Source organism: Micromonospora sp. DT48 (genome assembly GCF_049844495.1).
Classification (GTDB): Bacteria; Actinomycetota; Actinomycetes; order Mycobacteriales; family Micromonosporaceae; genus Micromonospora.
On record NZ_JBNCLE010000005.1, the window covers coordinates 592455 to 609845 of the forward strand.

Annotated in this window: 15 protein-coding genes and 1 pseudogene; 8 read left to right on the forward strand and 8 right to left on the reverse strand. The window is 70.4% G+C overall.

Translation table 11 applies throughout. The annotated features are described in order from the left end of the window. The first annotated feature begins 16 nt into the window (after positions 1–16). Positions 17–2350 carry an MMPL family transporter gene (locus ACLQ2S_RS05790; protein WP_425701264.1) on the forward strand — a complete coding sequence of 778 codons (2334 nt, stop codon included), beginning with the start codon at positions 17–19 and terminating at the stop codon, positions 2348–2350. Between the two features lie 125 nt (positions 2351–2475). Next, positions 2476–3012, forward strand: a pseudogene (locus ACLQ2S_RS05795) (SDR family NAD(P)-dependent oxidoreductase); the annotation flags it as partial. Between the two features lie 36 nt (positions 3013–3048). On the opposite strand, the gene ACLQ2S_RS05800 reads toward ACLQ2S_RS05795, so the two are convergent. The 4 genes from ACLQ2S_RS05800 to ACLQ2S_RS05815 all read right to left on the reverse strand — a co-directional run bounded on the left by ACLQ2S_RS05800 (position 3049) and on the right by ACLQ2S_RS05815 (position 5843). Next, positions 3049–3393, reverse strand: coding sequence for a hypothetical protein (locus ACLQ2S_RS05800; RefSeq protein WP_425701265.1), 345 nt, complete (start codon positions 3391–3393; stop codon positions 3049–3051). Between the two features lie 60 nt (positions 3394–3453). Further along, positions 3454–4149, reverse strand: a complete 696-nt coding sequence (locus ACLQ2S_RS05805) for a proteasome protein (protein ID WP_425701266.1) — start codon at positions 4147–4149, stop codon at positions 3454–3456. Positions 4150–4283: 134 nt separating this feature from the next. After that, positions 4284–5126 carry a class I SAM-dependent methyltransferase gene (locus tag ACLQ2S_RS05810; RefSeq protein WP_425701267.1) on the reverse strand — a complete coding sequence of 281 codons (843 nt, stop codon included), beginning with the start codon at positions 5124–5126 and terminating at the stop codon, positions 4284–4286. A gap of 135 nt (positions 5127–5261) precedes the next feature. Next, complete coding sequence (locus ACLQ2S_RS05815; RefSeq protein WP_155215453.1) at positions 5262–5843, reverse strand: helix-turn-helix domain-containing protein; 582 nt, start codon at positions 5841–5843, stop codon at positions 5262–5264. Positions 5844–5980: 137 nt separating this feature from the next. Between ACLQ2S_RS05815 and ACLQ2S_RS05820 the strand changes: the two genes are divergently transcribed. Beyond that, a complete protein-coding gene (locus ACLQ2S_RS05820) occupies positions 5981–6694 on the forward strand; it encodes an SDR family NAD(P)-dependent oxidoreductase (protein ID WP_425701268.1) in 714 nt (237 codons plus the stop codon). 242 nt (positions 6695–6936) lie between these two features. On the opposite strand, the gene ACLQ2S_RS05825 is transcribed toward ACLQ2S_RS05820, so the two are convergent. Next, a complete protein-coding gene (locus ACLQ2S_RS05825; RefSeq protein WP_155215451.1) occupies positions 6937–7596 on the reverse strand; it encodes an FMN-dependent NADH-azoreductase in 660 nt (219 codons plus the stop codon). Between the two features lie 107 nt (positions 7597–7703). On the opposite strand from ACLQ2S_RS05825, the gene ACLQ2S_RS05830 reads away from it, so the two are divergent. Further along, complete coding sequence (locus tag ACLQ2S_RS05830) at positions 7704–8189, forward strand: MarR family winged helix-turn-helix transcriptional regulator (RefSeq protein WP_196222476.1); 486 nt, start codon at positions 7704–7706, stop codon at positions 8187–8189. On the opposite strand, the gene ACLQ2S_RS05835 is transcribed toward ACLQ2S_RS05830, so the two are convergent. The 3 genes from ACLQ2S_RS05835 to ACLQ2S_RS05845 form a co-directional block, all read right to left on the reverse strand. After that, positions 8186–8860 carry a GntR family transcriptional regulator gene (locus tag ACLQ2S_RS05835; RefSeq protein WP_155215450.1) on the reverse strand — a complete coding sequence of 225 codons (675 nt, stop codon included), beginning with the start codon at positions 8858–8860 and terminating at the stop codon, positions 8186–8188. The two genes, ACLQ2S_RS05830 and ACLQ2S_RS05835, sit on opposite strands and share 4 nt — an antisense overlap. Positions 8861–8902: 42 nt before the next feature. After that, positions 8903–10876: an acyl-CoA dehydrogenase gene (locus ACLQ2S_RS05840; protein ID WP_155215449.1), complete on the reverse strand. Its 1974-nt coding sequence runs from the start codon at positions 10874–10876 to the stop codon at positions 8903–8905. A 171-nt stretch (positions 10877–11047) separates the two neighbouring features. Then, positions 11048–13117, reverse strand: coding sequence for a HelD family protein (locus ACLQ2S_RS05845; protein WP_425701269.1), 2070 nt, complete (start codon positions 13115–13117; stop codon positions 11048–11050). A 240-nt stretch (positions 13118–13357) separates the two neighbouring features. On the opposite strand from ACLQ2S_RS05845, the gene ACLQ2S_RS05850 reads away from it, so the two are divergent. Genes ACLQ2S_RS05850 through ACLQ2S_RS05865 form a run of 4 tightly spaced genes read left to right on the forward strand, consistent with a single transcriptional unit; the run spans position 13358 to position 17376 of the window. Next, on the forward strand, positions 13358–14722 hold the full coding sequence (locus ACLQ2S_RS05850) for a glycosyltransferase 87 family protein (RefSeq protein WP_425701270.1): 1365 nt from the start codon (positions 13358–13360) through the stop codon (positions 14720–14722). Then, the gene (locus ACLQ2S_RS05855; RefSeq protein WP_196222493.1) at positions 14719–15756 is read left to right on the forward strand and encodes a glycosyltransferase; all 1038 of its coding nucleotides are present in this window, start codon (positions 14719–14721) and stop codon (positions 15754–15756) included. Before ACLQ2S_RS05850 ends, ACLQ2S_RS05855 begins: the two co-directional genes overlap by 4 nt. Further along, a complete protein-coding gene (locus tag ACLQ2S_RS05860; RefSeq protein ID WP_196222492.1) occupies positions 15753–16718 on the forward strand; it encodes a lysylphosphatidylglycerol synthase domain-containing protein in 966 nt (321 codons plus the stop codon). Before ACLQ2S_RS05855 ends, ACLQ2S_RS05860 begins: the two co-directional genes overlap by 4 nt. 28 nt (positions 16719–16746) lie before the next feature. Beyond that, entirely contained in the window at positions 16747–17376 is a 630-nt protein-coding gene (locus tag ACLQ2S_RS05865) for a class I SAM-dependent methyltransferase (protein ID WP_155215447.1), read from the forward strand. The last annotated feature ends 15 nt before the right edge of the window (positions 17377–17391 follow it).

A 17391-nucleotide genomic window follows, 5' to 3' on the forward strand; every position in this document is an offset into this window, starting at 1 on the left:
CGGCGGATGTGTGGCCGTGTACCGCGTGCGCGGTATTCGCGCGGCGGCTGCCGCGTCTGCGGCAGTCGGCTACGCCATGGGCTGCACCGCGAAGTGCATCCATCTGCGGGACGACCAGCGGCGCGTCCGGCGACATGATCGGCGGCAGCCAACCATCGAGGAGAAGATGATGAGAACCCAGGCTCCCCGCACGGACGGGGCGCTGGCGGGCCTGGCCCGATTCTGTTACCGGCGCCGCCGCCTGGTCCTGTTGGTCTGGATCGTCGGCGTGATCGCCGTGGGGTTCATCGGCTTCAGCTTCGGAGCCGCCGCCGACAACGACTTCTCCGGCGGAGACTCGCCATCCGCCAGGGCGCAGCAGCTGATCGAGAAACATTTCCCCGAGCAGCGAGGGGACACGCTGACCCTCGCGATCAGGGCAGAAGGGGGAATCGACGAGCCCGCTGCCCGGCAGAAGATCGAGAAGGTCATCGCCGAACTCGCCAGCTCGCCTGTCACCGGGCCGGTGATCTCGCCCTATCAGGACGAGAACCTGGTGACGGGCGATCGTCGGATCGCCCGTACGACCATCCCGCTGAACGACACGGATGTGACCAGAACAGAGGTCAAGCCTCTGGTGGACGCCGTCAAGGCCGCCTCCGATGACAAAGTCGAGCTGGGGCTGGGCGGGTACATGGCGGAGAAGGCCGAGACGCCCCTGCAAGGTGCGGCCGAGAGCGTGGGCCTCCTGGCAGCAGCAGTGATCTTGTTCATCGCGTTCGGATCGCTGGTGGCGATGGGCCTGCCGATCGTGACCGCCCTCCTGGCGATTGTCGGCGGCCTCGCGCTGATGAAACTGGTCGGGCACGTTGTTCCCGCGCCGGATTTCTCTTCGATCTTCGCCGCGATGATCGGGCTCGGCGTCGGTATCGACTACGCGTTGTTCATCGTGACCCGCTACAAGGACGGCCTGCAGGATGGCGATGACCCCGAGAGTGCCACGGTCAACGCCATCACCACCGCCGGTCGCGCGGTGCTGTTCGCCGGTACGACCGTCGTGATCGCCTTGCTGGGCCTGGTCGTCATGGAGCAGCGGCTGATGACCGGGGTGGCCGTCGCCACGTCGGTGATCGTGCTGGTGACGATGGTCGCCGCAGTGACGCTGTTGCCCGCGTTCCTGGGCTTCATCGGTCACAAGATCAACTCACTGCGCCTGCCCCGTCGCACGTCCCGCCGGAGCCAGTCCGCGACTGCCCCGTCCCAGCGGCGCCCTACGCTCGCCGAGCGTTGGTCCGGGGTGGTGCAGCGCAAACCGGTGGTCGCCGCGATCCTGGCCAGCGTGATCTTGCTGGTGCTGGCCACGCCCACGCTGTCGATGCGGCTGAGCCAGCCCGACGCCAGCGTCCAACCCCGTGACAGGAGCAGCTACATCTCGTACGAGATCCTCGCCGATGGTTTCGGTCCCGGCTACGGAGCACCCCTGATCTTCGTCACCGAGACCGACTCCAGGGACGCCGAACTGCGTCCCGTCGTCGAAGCGATCAGCAACACTGAGGGCGTCGCCTACGTCACGCCACCCCGGGTCAGTACGGACGGGCAGGCCGTCAGCTTCACCGCCTTCCCCACGACCGGGTACCAGGACGAGAAGACGGCGGACCTGGTGCACGAGCTGCGCAACAACGTGCTGCCCAACGCACCCGGCGGCCAACAGGTCCACCTCGGCGGACCGAACGCCGGCACCATCGATCTCGCCGAGGAGTCCGGCTCGCGCCTGCCTCTGATGATCGCGGTCGTCATCGCGATCTCCATGCTGCTGCTGATCGCGATGGTCCGGTCCGTCGTCATCGCGCTACAGGCCGCTGTGATGAACCTGCTGTCGATCGGCGCCGCCTACGGGGTGATAGTCGCGGTCGTCCAGTGGGGATGGTTCGGCCCGGCCCTTGGATTCCCCACCGCCATGCCGGTCACGACCTGGGTACCGATGATGATGTTTCCGGTGCTGTTCGGCCTGTCCATGGACTACCAGGTCTTCCTGACCTCACGGATCCGTGAGGAGTACGAGCGCACCGGAGACACCCGCACGGCCGTTGCTCAGGGGTTGGCGCGGACTGCCAAGGTCATCACGGCTGCGGCCGCCATCATGATCGCCGTCTTCACCACCTCCCTGCTCGGCCCCGACGTCGCGGTCAAGCAGGGCGGACTCGGCATGGCCGTTGCCGTGCTCATCGACGCCACCATCGTTCGGCTGGTCCTCGTCCCTGCGGTGATGGAAGTGTGCGGCAAGGCCAACTGGTGGATGCCGGGACGCCGGGCACCGAAAGCGACTCTGGCCGCGCCGACCAGGAGGGTCGCGGAGGAGGCCGGCGTCTGACCCTCTCCAACAACCGCGCAGCCGTACGCCTCATGGAGCGAGCGAACTGACCTGCGTCAGCCACGCCCCGCGCCTCGTCCGCCGCCAGGCAGACCACGACGTACTGGTCGTGCAACTGGCGGCGGATGAACGCGCCCGCGATCCCGCGGGTCGTTCGAGCCGGGCAGAGTCCGGGGACGCCGCGTAGATGGTCGGTCTTCGGGGCATCACGTCTGGTGGTCTGGCAGGCTGGGTGCGTGATTGACCTCGCCGGACAAGTGGTCGTCGTGACTGGTGCCGGGCGCGGCCTGGGCGAGGCTTACGCTCGGCTGCTGGCGGCCAGGGGCGCGCACGTCGCCGTACACGATGGGGGAGTTGACCGCGACGGCAGCGGTAGTGATGCGGGCCCCGCCCAGGCCGTGGCTGGCGCGATAGCCGACGCCGGGGGACGGGCCAGCGTGCATGTGCAGAATCTGGCGACGCGCCATGGTTGCGAGGAACTGATCGCTGAGGTGCTCACCGAGCACGGGCGCATCGACGCGCTGGTCCACAACGCGGGCATCGTCCGCTACCACGGCATCAGCGAAGCGACTGCCGACGAGTACAACGCGACCATGGCCATCAACGCCGACGCGGCATGGTGGCTTTGCTCGGCGGTGTGGCCGCTGATGCGGACCCAGCGCTACGGCAGGATCGTCCTGACCACATCGGACTTCGGACTACGTGCCATCGACGGTGCCGACGTCGCCGTGCAGCCGCAGGAACTCACCCCCGCATCGGTGGCCCCGGGGGTCCGGCAGGACATCCAGCAGGGAAAAGACCTGCTGGCCGTCGCGTACCATCAGCAACAGTGTGCACCGCCAGTGCGGCGAGACGGCAGGTCGGTGCGCCAACCGGTGCACCAGAACCGGCCGCAGATAGTGCACTGCTTCGGGATCGGCGAACTCCACCAGCCACCCCGCACCGTGGTTGCGGTTCAGCCCGCGCTCGATCGCCTCCGCGTCGAGCCGGATCAACTCCGACGTGTCCACGGCCTTGACGGTGCGGGGAATGCTCGGATTCACCCGCGCGAGTCCCCCACGCGGTACGTGCCTGCCCGACGCCAACGCCAACGCCATCCGGCGTCAGTCGAACAGCCGGTCGAGCGCTTCCTGTTCGAGTTCGCGCAGGCGCTTGGCGTCCTTCAGCGCCTTGGCGATCTCCTTCTCGTCGAGGTGGTGGGCGCCCTCCTCGCGGATGGCCGCGACGCTGAACGGCCCGCCGACCGACGGCGACGTCCGGTCCAACGCCTCCAGCACCCGTACGATGCTCACCACGCCGTACTCGACAGACCGTTTGATCATCCGGAAGTGGGACAGCAGCGCACCGGCCTGCTGGGCCATGGGTGCGCCGGAGCCGATGGCGTGGAAGCCCACGTCCTCGTAGCGGCCGATGAGCCCGTTGGGGTTGATCTCCACGATCCACGGCTTGTCCTGGCTGTAGCCGGCTGCGAGCAGGTACGCCGACACCCCGCCGCCGTCGTCCTCGCCGGGCACGTTGGGGATGTACTTCTCGTAGTGCTTCTTGAAGACGGGCAGGACGCGGTCCTGCAACTCGTCGCCGATGTCGGGTGCTTCGAGGATGGCGGTTGCTGAGTCCTCGAGGAGGGGGCGCAGATCGTTGAGTACGCCCCGGGCGCCGCTGCCGCCCCAGGCGGCGTGGGAGCCCAGCGGGTGCAGCTTCCGGGCGGGGAAGCTCAGACCACGGGCGCTGTCGGTGATCTGGGAGTCCGCGCCGATCACCACCCCGTCGCTGCAGACAACGGCGAGTACGACGGTCATGGTTTCCTCCAGGGCAGGGGGTACGGGGGTTGGGCGCGAGGTACCCGACATGCCGCCCGCCTACACCCCGACAGGTGTCGGCCCGCTCACTGCGCCGGGCGAGTGTTCCCTGGGCGCGGCGAGTGGCCGTGCGTTCAGGCGGTGCGGCGGGCGGCCCAGACGGTGCGTTCGGTCCGGACGCTCAGGTCGCTGCGGCGCAGAACGTTGTGCGGGCTGTCGGGGTCGAGTAGTCGGTCGAGCGCGGCGAGGTCCTCCGGGGCGAGGGCGTCGGCGACGCTGTGCCGGATGCGCTGGAGGCTGCGGAGGGCGTAGGCACCGACGGCCGGTTTGGTCGCCGCCTCGATGTTCACGGTGATTCGGCGCTGGGCTTCGACGGTGAATCCAGCGGCGGTGAGCAGCGGTCCCCAGCCGGTGCCCCGATGGGTCAGGTGCCCGGCGTGGACGTGGTCGCTGGCGGCGTGGCAGCGCTCCTCAAGGCCCGGCCGGTCTTCCGGGGCGTTCTCGGGGAGGAACCGCGGGAAGTCGGCCAGTTCCACGACGGCGAACAGCCCGCCTGTGGGCAGCAGGTCGTGGACCGCCCGCAGGGCCTGTTTGGGGTGGGCCATGTGGTGCATCGAGGCAGACGCCCACGCCAGGTCCGGGGTGCCGAGGTCGGGCCAGTCGGGCTCGTCGAGGTCGGTCCGTACGGTGCGGACCCGGGCTGCCGCTCCCCGGGCGTACGCCTTCTCCCGCAGACGGTGAAGGTGTCCGGCCGAGGAGTCGACCGCGGTGACGTGAGCGTCGGGGAAGCGGTCCAGCAGGGCGAAGGTTCCCGCTCCGGTGCCACTGCCGAGGTCCACGATCTGTCGCGGGGGTACGGCGAGGGGGAGCCATGCCGTGATCTCGGCAAGCTGCGCCGCGAGGACGTCAGCGTCGAGGTCGAGGATCTCCGCCTGCCCGGCGTCGTGGTGGTCGGCGTGGTGGGTTGCGTGGGTCATGCCGCGACGTTACGGCGGTCATGCGGCTGCGGCACGATCACTTGCCGACTACGCAAGACGATGGGCGACCAGGATGCCCGCCGGGCAAGAGGATCTTGTGGGCGTCGGCGGTGCCGTTCGTACGAGCCGCCGCAGTCACGGTTTCGAACTCTTGCTATCGCGTTGCTGGTGTCCCCGGCGGGCGTCGCGGTCGAAGATGCCCAGGATCTCGCAGGGGCGGCCGTCGGTGCCGATGGCGTGGGGCAGCATGGTGGGGAACTCGGCCGCCTGGTTGGTCTCCAGGCGGAAGCGGCGCTGGCCCAGCAGCAACACCGCCGTGCCGGACAGGACCACGAGCCATTCCCGCCCGGGGTGGGCGCGCATGCGCGCGGGATCGTCCGGCGGTGGCTCGGTCAGGCGCTGACGGACGACGGACATGCCCGGTTCGGCCTTGACGGGCCAGCGCATCAGCCCGTGCGCGCCGTCGATCATCGGGCTGGTGACGACGTCGTCGGGGGCGGTTTCCACGAGTTGGTCCAGGGCGGTGTCCAGGGCTCGGGCCAGGGTGACGAGTTGGTCCAGGGCGAGGCGACGCTGGCCGTTCTCGATGCGGCTGAGCGAGGACGGGCTGAGCCGGGCACGGCTGGCCAGTTCGTCCAGTGACCAGCCCTGTGCGACGCGCAGGGCGCGGATCCGTTTGCGTACGAGACCGTCCAGGTCGCCGTCGTCTTGCGTCATGAGCAATACGTTATGCCTTGCCCGCAACCAACGACACGCGTTGCCGGGGCCCGGACCGAGAGTGGCCCGGGGCTGATGGGGGAGGTCAGGGCGAGTCGTTTGACCTCGACCGCAGTTGAGGTGCTTCAGTGTCGGTCATGGATCATGACGGTTTGCGGGTCGCCATCACCGGCGCGGCACGGGGCACGGGTCGACGTCTGGCCGAGGCGTTCGCCGAACGTGGCGCGCAGGTATTCCTCTCCGCCCGCGACCTGGCGGCGGCTCGGCGGGTTGCGGAGGCGATCAACCGGCGGGGGGCGGGTAGGGCTGAGGCGTACTCCTGTGACCTCGCCGTACCTGATTCGGTGCGTGGGTTCGCCGCGACCTTGGCCGACCGGACGAGCCACCTCGACGTGCTGGTCAACAACGGTGCCGCATACGTCGAAGGTGACGACCTGGCGGACGTCTCGGACGACGTGATCGAGAACGTGATGGCTGCGGGTGGGACCGGCACCGTACTGCTGACCAAACACCTGTTGTCGCTGCTGCGCGCGTCGTCGCGGCCCGACGTGGTCAACATGATCTCCGCCTGCGGCGAGGTGGGGCACCGCCGGTCCGGCGCGCATCCCGCGTTCTACGCGGCCAAGCACGCCCACGCCGGGTTCGCGGAGATCCTGTCGCACCGGCTCCGACCTGAAGGAATCCGGGTGATCTCCCTCTTTCCCCCGGACTTCGTCCAGGACGGGCCACGGCGGGCCGATGCCGACCTCACCGCGCAGTCGGTGGTCGACTGCGTGGTGTTCGCGGTGGGTCAACCCCGAGACTGCTTCATCCGCGAGTTCCACTTCGAGCAGGTACGCACACACTCCTGAACGCCCTCCGCGAGAGGGCGCGGCGCTCGACCACACGGTCACTCTGGCTAGAGCGTTGGGTGCGCTCGTCGGTCTCGGCGACATCGTCGAGGCGTTCCAGTTCGGCGGGCTCTCCGACCCTCTGACCATCCTGCGATCCCCGCGATCGGCCTGCGCAGCCGTGGCGACCGCGAGCGGGCCGTACCCCGAGGGTGCTGCCCGGCCCGCTCGCGGGTCCGCTTCCGGCGGCGAGCGCCGCCGTCTCAGGCCGGGATCGGTACGCCGCCGAGCGCGCGCCCGGCCTCCCGGGCGGCCTGTAGGGCGCTGGCGTGCATCGCCGCGGCCTGGTCGGTGAACGGGTCGAGGGTGGGGTCGACGCCGACGAGGGTGAACTCGCGCTCGATGACGGTGAGGTCGGCGCCCCACCAGTCGGCGATGATGCGACGCAGGTACGGCGTCGAGTGGTCCCAACCCGCCCGGGGGGTGCCGTCGCCGTAGGCTCCGCCCCGAACCGTGACCAGCGCTACCCGCTTGCCCTTCAGGAACGGCTTGGCGAATGCCCGCTGGTCCGTGTTGACCAGGTCGATGTACGTCTTGAAGTGCTGCGACACGCCGAAGTTGTACAGCGGCACGGCGAACAGGATGGCCTCGGCGGCGAGCAGCTCGTCGACCAGTGTCGTGGCGAGGGCGACGGCCGCACGCTGCTCGGCGGTCTGCTCCTGGGGAGGGGTCGTCCCGGCGGTGACCGCCGCCGCCCAGGCGGTCGCGGGCAGGACGTCGACGCCGATGTGGCGCCGCTGGACCGTGTCGCCGCTGTGCGTGGCGAGCCACTCCTCCTCGACGATGTCCGCGATCTCGCGGCTCGCCGAGCCGTGGGTACGGATGCTGGCATCCAGCCGGAACAGGGTCACGACAACTCCCATGCTGTGAGGTTCAATCTTGAAGTGACGATAGCCTTCCGAGGTTCAAGCTTGAACCGAATGCGAGATGCCTCACCTCCGCAGTCAGGTCGACGACTAGGCTGGGCGACATGCCGGAGGAACCCCGGTGGTTGGACGAGTGTGAGCGCGAGGCGTGGCTCGCCTTGGCCAGCCTCATGTTCAAGCTGCCCGGCGCGCTCGACGCGCAGCTGCTACGTGACAACGACCTCACGCTGTTCGACTACTTCGTGCTCAGTGGGCTGTCCATGGCACCCGGGCGTACGCTGCGGCTCAGCGCCCTGGCCAGCCAGGTGAGCAGCTCGCTGTCCCGGTTGTCGAACGTGCTCAAGCGCCTCGAACAGCGTGGGCTGCTGCGCCGCGAGCCGGACCCGGACAACCCCCGCTACAACCGGGCGGTGCTGACCGAGGCGGGATGGGACCTCGTGGTGGCCGCGGCACCCGGGCACGTGGCCGCGGTGCGCAGATTCGTCATCGACGGGCTCACCCCGGAGCAGATCACCGCTCTGCGTGAGGTCGCCTGTCGGGTGACGCAGCAGGTCAACGAGGCAGCGGAGGACTCCCGGCGCGGCTGCTAGGTCTCGTCCTCGTCGACCGCGGTCTGCAGCAGGGGCGTCAGGGTCTGCCAGTTGACGCGGGTGGCGGCGACCGCGCCGTCGACGTCGCCGGCTTCACACAACTCGATGATCCGCTCGTGCTGGGCGACCGAACCACGGCCGCTGAGCGAGGCGAAGCGGAGCCGTTCCAGCCGCCGCAACGCGGGCGTGAACTGGTCGAGCACCGACCGTAGTGCCGCGTTCGCCGAGGCGGCCACCAGGACGCCGTGGAACTCGTCGTCGGCCGCGATGGCCGCGTCGACGTCGTCGGCGCGTAGCGCCTGGGCGAAACGGGTGTTGGCGGCGCGCATCGCGTCGAGTTCGGCGGTGGACAGGTTGGGTAGCGCCTCGCGTACCGCCAGCTCGTGCAGGGCGGTCGTCACCGACTGGGCGCCGCGCAGCGCCCGCAGGTCGAGTGGGCTGACCATCGTGTAGCGGCCGGGCTTGGTGCGGACCAGGCCGGCCTCCTCAAGCCGGGTCAGCGCCTCGCGCACCGGGGTGCGGCTGACGCCGAGCCACTGGGCGAGTTCGGCGTCGTTGAGCCGCTCACCAGGGGCCAGCGTGCCGTTCACGATCGCGTCGCGGATCGCCCGGAAGGCGTCGTCGCGCAGCAGGGACCGGGAGACGGCACCCACGCCTGCAGGGATCGGCATGCAACATTTTGCACATTTCGGCGACCGCTGTGTCAACCGCCCTCACGCGTCGGCGGTGTCGTGGTCGGTCATGACCTCCTGACGGCCCGGTTCCTCCCGCAGGATGGCGGCGTGCAACCAGGTGTCCGGGATGGCGAAGCCGTCCACCAGCGTCCGCATCTGCGGACGCAACTCCTTGAGCAGGCCGTTCACCACGGCGGTGATCGCCTTCGAGCGGCCCGGCGTGAGCCGACCGTGCTCCAGCAGCCAGCCCTTGTGCGACTCGATGACGCTCAGGGCGTACAGGTCGCAGACCCGGGAGAGCAGCGCCCGGACCGCCGGGTCGGAAGCCTCCTCGATGCCGGCGACGAACGCCTCCAGGGTGACCCGGTCGATGTGCGCGGCGGCGACGGCGAGGACGTGGTCCTGGACGTCGTTGAAGATGTCGAAGGGGCGGTCCTGCTTGCTGGACGCGCCGTTGCGCAGGCGGCGGATCGCACCTTCGAGCAGGTGCTTCTCGCGGTCCTCGAAGATCTTGAGCTGCCACCCCCGGTCGGTGACGGCGACCTCCTCGTCGCGGCCGGGCACGGCGCTGATCAGTCGCTGGATCACCGACCGGGCGGCGGTGCGTTCGAGCACCATCTCTCGCACCTGCTCGGCGACGAAGGAGGCGCGCCCCCAGCCGTCCAGCGAGCCGAACTCGTCCCGGTAGCCGGTGAGCAGCCCCTTGGCGACCAGTTGCAGCAGGACCGTGTTGTCGCCCTCGAAGGTGGTGAAGACGTCGGTGTCGGCCCGCAGCCCCGGCAACCGGTTCTCAGCCAGGTAGCCGGCGCCGCCGCACGCCTCGCGGCACAGCTGGATGGTGCGGCTGGCGTGCCAGGTCTGGGCGGCCTTGAGCCCGGCGGCGCGCGACTCCAGTTCCCGCTGCCGGTGCTCGTCCACCGGGCCGTCGCCGCCCTGCACCTCGTGCACCGCGGCGATCAGCTCGGCCTGGGCGAAGTGGAGCGCGTACGTGGTGGCCAGCGCGGGCAGCAGCTTCCGCTGGTGAGCCAGGTAGTCGTTGAGCAGCACCTCGCGATCGGCGTCGGGGGCGCTGAACTGACGGCGGGTGTCGCCGTAGCGGACCGCGATGGTCAACGCCACCTTGGCGGCGGCCGACGCCGCACCGCCCACACTGACCCGGCCCCGGACCAGCGTGCCGAGCATGGTGAAGAAGCGCCGCGAGTCGTTCTCGATCGGGCTGGAGTACGTACCGTCCGGCGCGACCTGGCCGTACCGGTCCAGCAGCATGTCCCGGGGCACCGTCACGTGGTCGAAGCTCAGTCGCCCGTTGTCCACCCCGTGCAGACCGGCCTTGGGACCGGCGTCGCCGATGGTCACCCCGGGCAGGGGACTGCCCTGCTCGTCGCGGATGGGCACCAGCCACGCGTGGACGCCGTGCCGCTGCCCATTACTGATCAACTGCGCGAAGACCACCGCCATCCGCCCGTCCCGGGCCGCGTTGCCGATGTAGTCCTTGCGGGCCGCCTCGTACGGCGTGTGCAGGTCGAAGGTCTGCGTCCGGGGGTCGTACTCGCAGGTGGTGCGCAGCTGTTGGACGTCGGAGCCGTGCCCGGTCTCGGTCATCGCGAAGCAGCCCAGGAGCCGGCCGGAGATGATGTCCCGGAGGTAGGCGTCGTGGTGACGTCGGGTGCCCAGGGCGGCCACCGCGCCGCCGAACAGCCCCCACTGCACGCCGGCCTTCACCATCAGCGACAGGTCGACCTGCGCCAGCATCTCCGTGGCGATGATCGAGGCACCGACGTCGGACCCACCGCCGTACTGGGTGGGAAAGGCCGAGGCGATACCCAGCTTGACGGGAAGCTCGCCGAGCAGCCGGGTGACCCGCTCACGCGCCTGGTCGCCGGTCTCGCCGTACACCGGGAGGAAACGCTCGTCGAGGTGCCTGCGGTGGGCGTTACGGACCTCGGCCCACGGGCCGTCGAGCAGGTCCTGAAGGCGGGCGAGGTCGACGGGGCCGGGTGCTTCATCGGGCATGGCTACCTCGCAGGACGCTGGTTGGGTACAGCTCGTTCCTACCCAACAGTACCGAGATCGACTCCCGCCCCGCCCGGATGTGGCGCGGGTCGCCGAGTCGGTGCGGTGGCCGCCGTCAACCTCCGACCTGCGCGGTCGTGACCGACGATCATGCGCGGTCGCGACCGACGATCATGAACTGAGCGCCTCCGGCAGCGGCTTGGTGTGCAGGATGACCAGTTCGGCGACGGCCCGGGTCAACGCGACGTAGAGCCGGTTCATGCCCCGGGGCTCGGCGGCGACGATGTCGGCCGGCTCCACCAGCACCACCCGGTCGTACTCCAGTCCTTTGACCTGGGTGACCGGGATCGCCCCCAGCGAGTCGGCGATCGCGTCCGGCGCGATGATCGCACCGGTTTCCGCCGCGAGGGCGGCGCGCAGGTCGTCCACCTGGCGGATCGTGAGGCTCCCACCGGGCCGGAACGAGCGGGTCGGCGCGATCCCGGGCGCCAACGCCCGAGCGGCGAAGTCGGCGATGACCTGCGGTACCCGGTAACCGGTGGGCAGGTCGAGCATCCTGGCCCCGCGTTTGCCCAGCTGCCGCACCAACTCCGGCCAGCTGCCGGCGGCCAGCGGATGGGTGGCCTGACCGAGGTCACCCACGATCGTCATCGAGGCGTGGGCGGCTCGGCGGGCGATCATGCGGCACTCCATCGGCGACAGGTCCTGGGCCTCGTCCAGGATGACGTGCAGGTACGCGTCCTCGACCGGCTCGGGGACCGCGGCGACCGGCAGCGGCTCGGCCAGCTCCGGTACGTACCCCTCCTCGCCGTACGGGTCGAAGCCGTCTGCCCAGCCCACCACCGTGTGGCCCTCCCGCAGGATGATCGCCGCCGCCCAGCGCTGCGCCGACCAGGTGTCGGAGCTGTCGAGTGACTGACCGGAGACGGCGATCGGCGTGGACAGTCCGGGTGCGAAGAGTTGCCAGCCGTCGTTGAGGCTCAGGCTGAGCACGAACTCCTCCGCCAGACGCGGACCGCTGCTCAACTCCCGTACCTGCCACCGGCTCCTGGTCGGCGTCGGCGTTACCGGCTCGCCCAGGATCTCGGCGAGTTCGTCGAGCAGCGGGACGTCGTCGACCGACCACTGCCCGTCCTGTGCGGGCAGCACGTCCTGCGGGGTGAGCGTGGGCCACCACGCGTGCAGGAAGGACGCCGGGATCTCCCGGCCGTTGAGCAGTTCCGAGAGCACCTTCGCCGCCTCGGCGCGGGCACCGTTGGGCTTGATGCCCCGGGCCTCACACCGCCGTCGGATGTCGAGGCGGGCCTTGGCCAGGTCGTCGGCGTCGAGCCTGCCCAGGCGTCGCGGCGCGTTCGGTGGGGTGTCCCAGGCCAGTTCGGTGAGCACCCGCACCATCTTCAGGTCGCCCTTCGACCTGGCGACCTCGGCGCGGTCCCGGCGGGTCGCCACGACACCGTCGTACAACTCGCCGATCGCCCGCAGGTGGACGCTGTCCTCGCCGAGACCGGGTAACACCTTGCCGATGTACTCGGTGAACACCGTCGACGGACCGACCACCAGCACCCGGCCGTCGGCGAACTTCCCCCGGTCGGTGTAGAGCAGGTAGGCGGCACGGTGCAGGGCCACCTGGGTCTTGCCGGTCCCCGGACCACCGGTGATCACGGTGACACCGGTCGCCGGTGCCCGGATCGCCTCGTCCTGCTCGCGCTGGATGGTGCTGACGATGTCGCGCATGTGCGGGCCGCGTGCCCGGGTGAGCGACGCGAGCAGGGCGCCTTCGCCCACCACCCCGTCGACGTCACCGCTCGACAGCACCTCGTCGTCGACACCGACGACCCGGGGGCCCGCACAGGTGATGATCCGGCGGCGGAGCACGCCCAGTGGCTCACCGGGGGTGGCCCGGTAGAACGGCGCGGCGGCGGGCGCACGCCAGTCCACCACCAGTGGTTCCCGGTTCTCGTCGCGTACGCCCAACCGGCCGACGCGGTAGGTGTCGCCGTCGTCGAAATCCAACCGGCCGAAGACCAGCCCCTCCTCCTGGCCGTCGAGGTCGGACAGTCTGGTCGCGGCGCGCAGCACCATCGCGTCGCGCTCGACCAAACCGGTCGACGGCCCGGCCGAGGCGCGGCCGCGACCTTCCGACTCCAGCTCTCGCGCCTGGGCGCGCATGACCTCCAGGCGCGCGTAGACCCTGTCGACCACCTGCTGCTCGATGGCGAGCTGCCGCTCTGTTTCGGACACGCCGCTCCCTGGTCTGCCGGATGCCGCCACACGGGACCGGACGAGAATATGTACCGGCCAGACCCAGAAAATCGACATCCAGGACGATTCGCACGACTTGACCGATAGATATGCTGGAAGTGGCCGCAGAGATCAGCCCACGCAGAGATCAGCCCGCCTCGCGGGCCAGGGCCTCAGGTGATCTCGACACCACCTCCCTTCGGGACCCTCGGTAATCCAGATCGGTTACAGGATCCGTTGATGGATCGATTGCTACCGTTCCTGCGCCGACGCCTGAAGGGGGAGACGGTGATGGCCCTTTCTCCGGCACCAGCCCTCCGGCCGGGCGTGAGACGGTGGCTGGCAGCACACCGGACAGCCCTGGTGCTGCTACCGATACTGCTGGCCGTTGCGGCTGCCGCCGTGCACCGGACGACCGGCCTGTTCTGGGGTGACTTCGCCGTCTACCAGGCGGGCGCCGCCGCGGCCACACGCGGCGACGGTCACCTCTACGAGGTCACCCACCAGGGCACCGACGGCATCGTGCTGGGCTTCACCTACCCGCCGTTCGCCGCCTTCCTGTTGCAACCGATCGCGTACGTCGACCCCTCGGTGGGCGTCGGAATCTGGCTGCTGGTCTCGGTCGTCGCGTTGTCGGCCGTGGTCGGCGTGACACTGCGCGCCCTCGGGGTGGCCGCCTCCGCCGGCGCGGTGCTGACCGGCACGGTCGCGCTGCTGCCGGTATTCCCCGTGGCCGGTCATCTCCAGGTCGGCCAGGTGGGTCTGTTCCTGATGCTGATCGTGTTGGTGGACCTGCTGCGCGGTCCCGGCCGACGCTGGCACGGTCTCGGTGTCGGCATCGCCGCCGGGGTGAAGCTGACCCCGCTGATCTTCGTGGCGTACCTGGTGTTCACCGGTCGCTGGCGGGCCGCGGGCGTGGCGCTGGCCGGCTTCGCCGCCACCATCGGGATCGGGTTCGCCTGGCGACCGCAGGACTCGGCCCGATTCTGGGGCGGTGGCCTGCTCGACACCGACCGGGTCACCGGAGATCCCCGCACGGTGCTGAACCAGTCGCTGCACGGCGCGCTGGCCCGGCTGGGCGACACCGCCGACGTACGGGCCGTCTGGCTGCCGCTGGCGGCGGCGGTAGCGGTGGCCGGGCTGGTGATCGCGGCCCGGTGCGCCCGCGCCGGTGAGCCGCTGCTCGGTGTGCTCGCCTGCGCCGTCACCGGGCTACTCGTGTCGCCGGTCTCCTGGCACCACCACTGGGTGTGGTGTGTGCCCGCCCTGACGCTGCTGGTGGTACGCGGACGACGGGCCGGGCACCGGATCGCGGTGCTGCTCGGCGTGGCGCTCTGGGCCGTGCTCGTGCTCAGCGCCGGGTGGACGGTCATCGGCCTACGCGGGACGGACCTGCACTTCCAGGGCTGGGAACTGCTGCACACCAACACGTACGTGCTCGTCGGGACGGCCGCACTGGGCTGGCTGGCGCTGCGTCCGGGCGGCTCGTCCGTCGACGCGGCGGCCACCCAGCCGGAACCGGCGGCCACTCCCGCCGCGCAACCGGAGGGAAGGGACGAAACCACGGTGAACCGCGCCGACACCATCGAGGGCGGGATCCGGTGAGGGTCTCGGTGGTCGTACCCAACTTCAACAAGGAACGGACCCTGCGCGACTGCCTGTCGGCGGTGTACGCGCAGACCCTGCCGCCCGCCGAGGTGATCGTCGTCGACGACGCGAGCACCGACCGGTCGCGGCAGATCGCGGCCGGTTTCGGGTGCACGCTGGTGGCCTTCCCCACCAACCGGGGCGTGTCGGCGGCCCGTAACGCCGGTGCCGCGCGGGCCACCGGTGACGTGTTGTTCTTCGTCGACTCCGACATCGCGCTGGCCCCCGACGCGCTGGCCGCTGCGGTACGCGTGCTGGAGGCGCACCCTGACTGTGGCGTGGTGCAGGGCATCTACGACCTGCGTCCGCTCTACGACGACGGCCCGGTCGAGGCGTACAAGACGTTGTTCGAGCACTACTGGCGGCGTCGGGCGACCGGGGTGACGACGAGCACCATGTTCGCGCTCACGGCCGTGCCGAAAGCCGTGTTCGAGCTGGTGGGCGGCTTCGACGAGCGGCTGCGGGACGCCGAGGACGTGGAGTTCGGCACTCGGCTGCCCCGGCGGTACGAGATCCGGGTCAGCGACGAGATCGTCGGCCGACACGACGACGTGGACCGGCTGTGGCCGTACCTGTCGGAGCTGTTCCGCCGCGCGGTGACCTACGCCGACGCGGTGGTGGCGGCCCGCTGGCGGAGATCGCCCGTCGAGACCGAAGCCGAGGAGCGGCAGCCGCATCCGGTCGACCTGGGCTCCGTGGTCGGGATGGGCGCCACCGGACTGGCGGTGGCGGCCATGCCGCTGGTCTTCGTCACCCCCTGGCTGGGGTTGCTGCCGGTGGCCCTGCTCACCGCCGCCGTGGTGGCCGACCGTGACCTGCTGGCGTTCGCCCTGCGGCACCGGGGCCCCTGGTTCCTGGTCTACGCGACGTGGTTGCGGTTGATGACCCACCTGACCGAGTTCGTCGGGATGGGACTGGGAGTGTGCGCCGCGCTGGTGCGGCGGGTCCGCGCCGACCGGTCCCGACCGGTGAGCCTGGTGTCCCGCCGGTGAACGGCCGGTGGTGGCGGCTGGCCAATCATGTGTTCACCGCCGTGTTCGTGGTGGCCCTGACCGTCGGTCTGGTGCTGTTCGTGCGGTCCCAGGACTGGGCGCCGGTGGCGACGCTGGCCAGCCAACTGGATCCGTTGCGGGTGACGGCGGCACTGATCGCGGCCCTGCTGATCAACGCCGCCGGACTGCTGTTGGGCATGGCGTCGTGGCGGGCGCTCTTCATCGACCTCGGCGCGCCGGTCGACCGGTGGACCGCGTACCGGCTGTTCTTCGTGGGTTTCCTGGCCAAGTTCGTCCCCGGTCGCTTCGTCGCCCTGCCGGTGCTGTTGCGGATGGGCAAGGAGATCGAGGTGGGCCCGGTCCGGCTGGCCGGGGTCTTCCTGCTCAGCTGGGCGGTGGTGGCGATGACCGGGATGACGGTCGCCCTCGCGGCGGGGCCGGCGTTGCTGTCGGGGGCGGCCGGGTGGCTGCTGGTCGCCACGGTGCCGCTGGTGGTGCTGGTGGCCCGCCCGGACCTGCTGAACCGGGGGCTGGCGGCGGCGGCCCGGCTGTTTCGGCGACCGCCACCGCAGGTCGCCGCCTCTCCCGGCGGTGTGCGTCGGGCGGTCACCGCGCAGTCGCTGTCCTGGCTGGTCTCCGGGCATCACCTGTGGCTGCTCGCGGTGGTCGCCGGAGCACCGCCGGCCCGGTCGTACCTGATCTGCGTGGCCGGCTTCGCCGCCGCGACGGTGGCCGGCCTGTCGGTGATGATCGCCCCGGACGGCCTCGGGGTACGCGAGGCGGTGCTGATGATCGGCCTGGCCACCGTGCTGCCGGTCGCCGTGGCGACCCCGGTGGTGCTGGTCAGTCGGCTGGTCTGCGCCCTCAGCGAGGTGGCGGTCGGCGGCGGCGGTCTGCTGCTGGCCCAGTACATGCACCGGCGTCGCCGAGACCCGGTCCAGCAGGTCGCGCCCGTCGGCTGACGGCCATCCCTACCTGTCGGAGGAGATCATGGGTAACACGCCACTTCGGACGATGGCCCGACTGGTCGGCGCGCCGGTTCGGGCGTTGGTGCGGCGCAGCCCTCGGCTGACGGCCATGCTCTGGGACACCCAGTACGCGTTGGGGTTCTGGGGCTACCTGGACGACACCGGCGGTGGGGAGGTGCCGCTGACGCTGATCGAGACCTGGGCACCCCGCCCGACGATCCTCGACCTGGGCTGCGGCACCAGCGCCAATCTGCCACTGGCCGAGGGTCGGCACCGGCACTACCACGGGGTGGACATCAGCCGACGGGCGATCGAGGTGGCCCGGTCACTCGACCGTCCGAACGCGTCGTTCGAGGTGGCCGACATCCGGACGTACGACACCACGCAGCGGTTCGACGCGATCCTGCTGCGCGAGGTCATCTACTACCTGTCCGTGCCGGAGGCGACCCAGCTGTTGCGCCGGCTGCCCAGCCTGCTCACCGAGCGCGGGCGGATCCTCGTGCAGATCTACGACGTGCAGCGGTCGCGGGAGTTCGTGGAGGTGTTCCGCGAGTGTGCGCTCGACGTGGCCACCGAACTGCCCACGGACTCCGACGGCGGCGGCGCAGGAGCCTTCTTCGTGCTGACGCCGGCCGCCGCGCCGAGCTCCTGACCGTCTGCCCGCGCC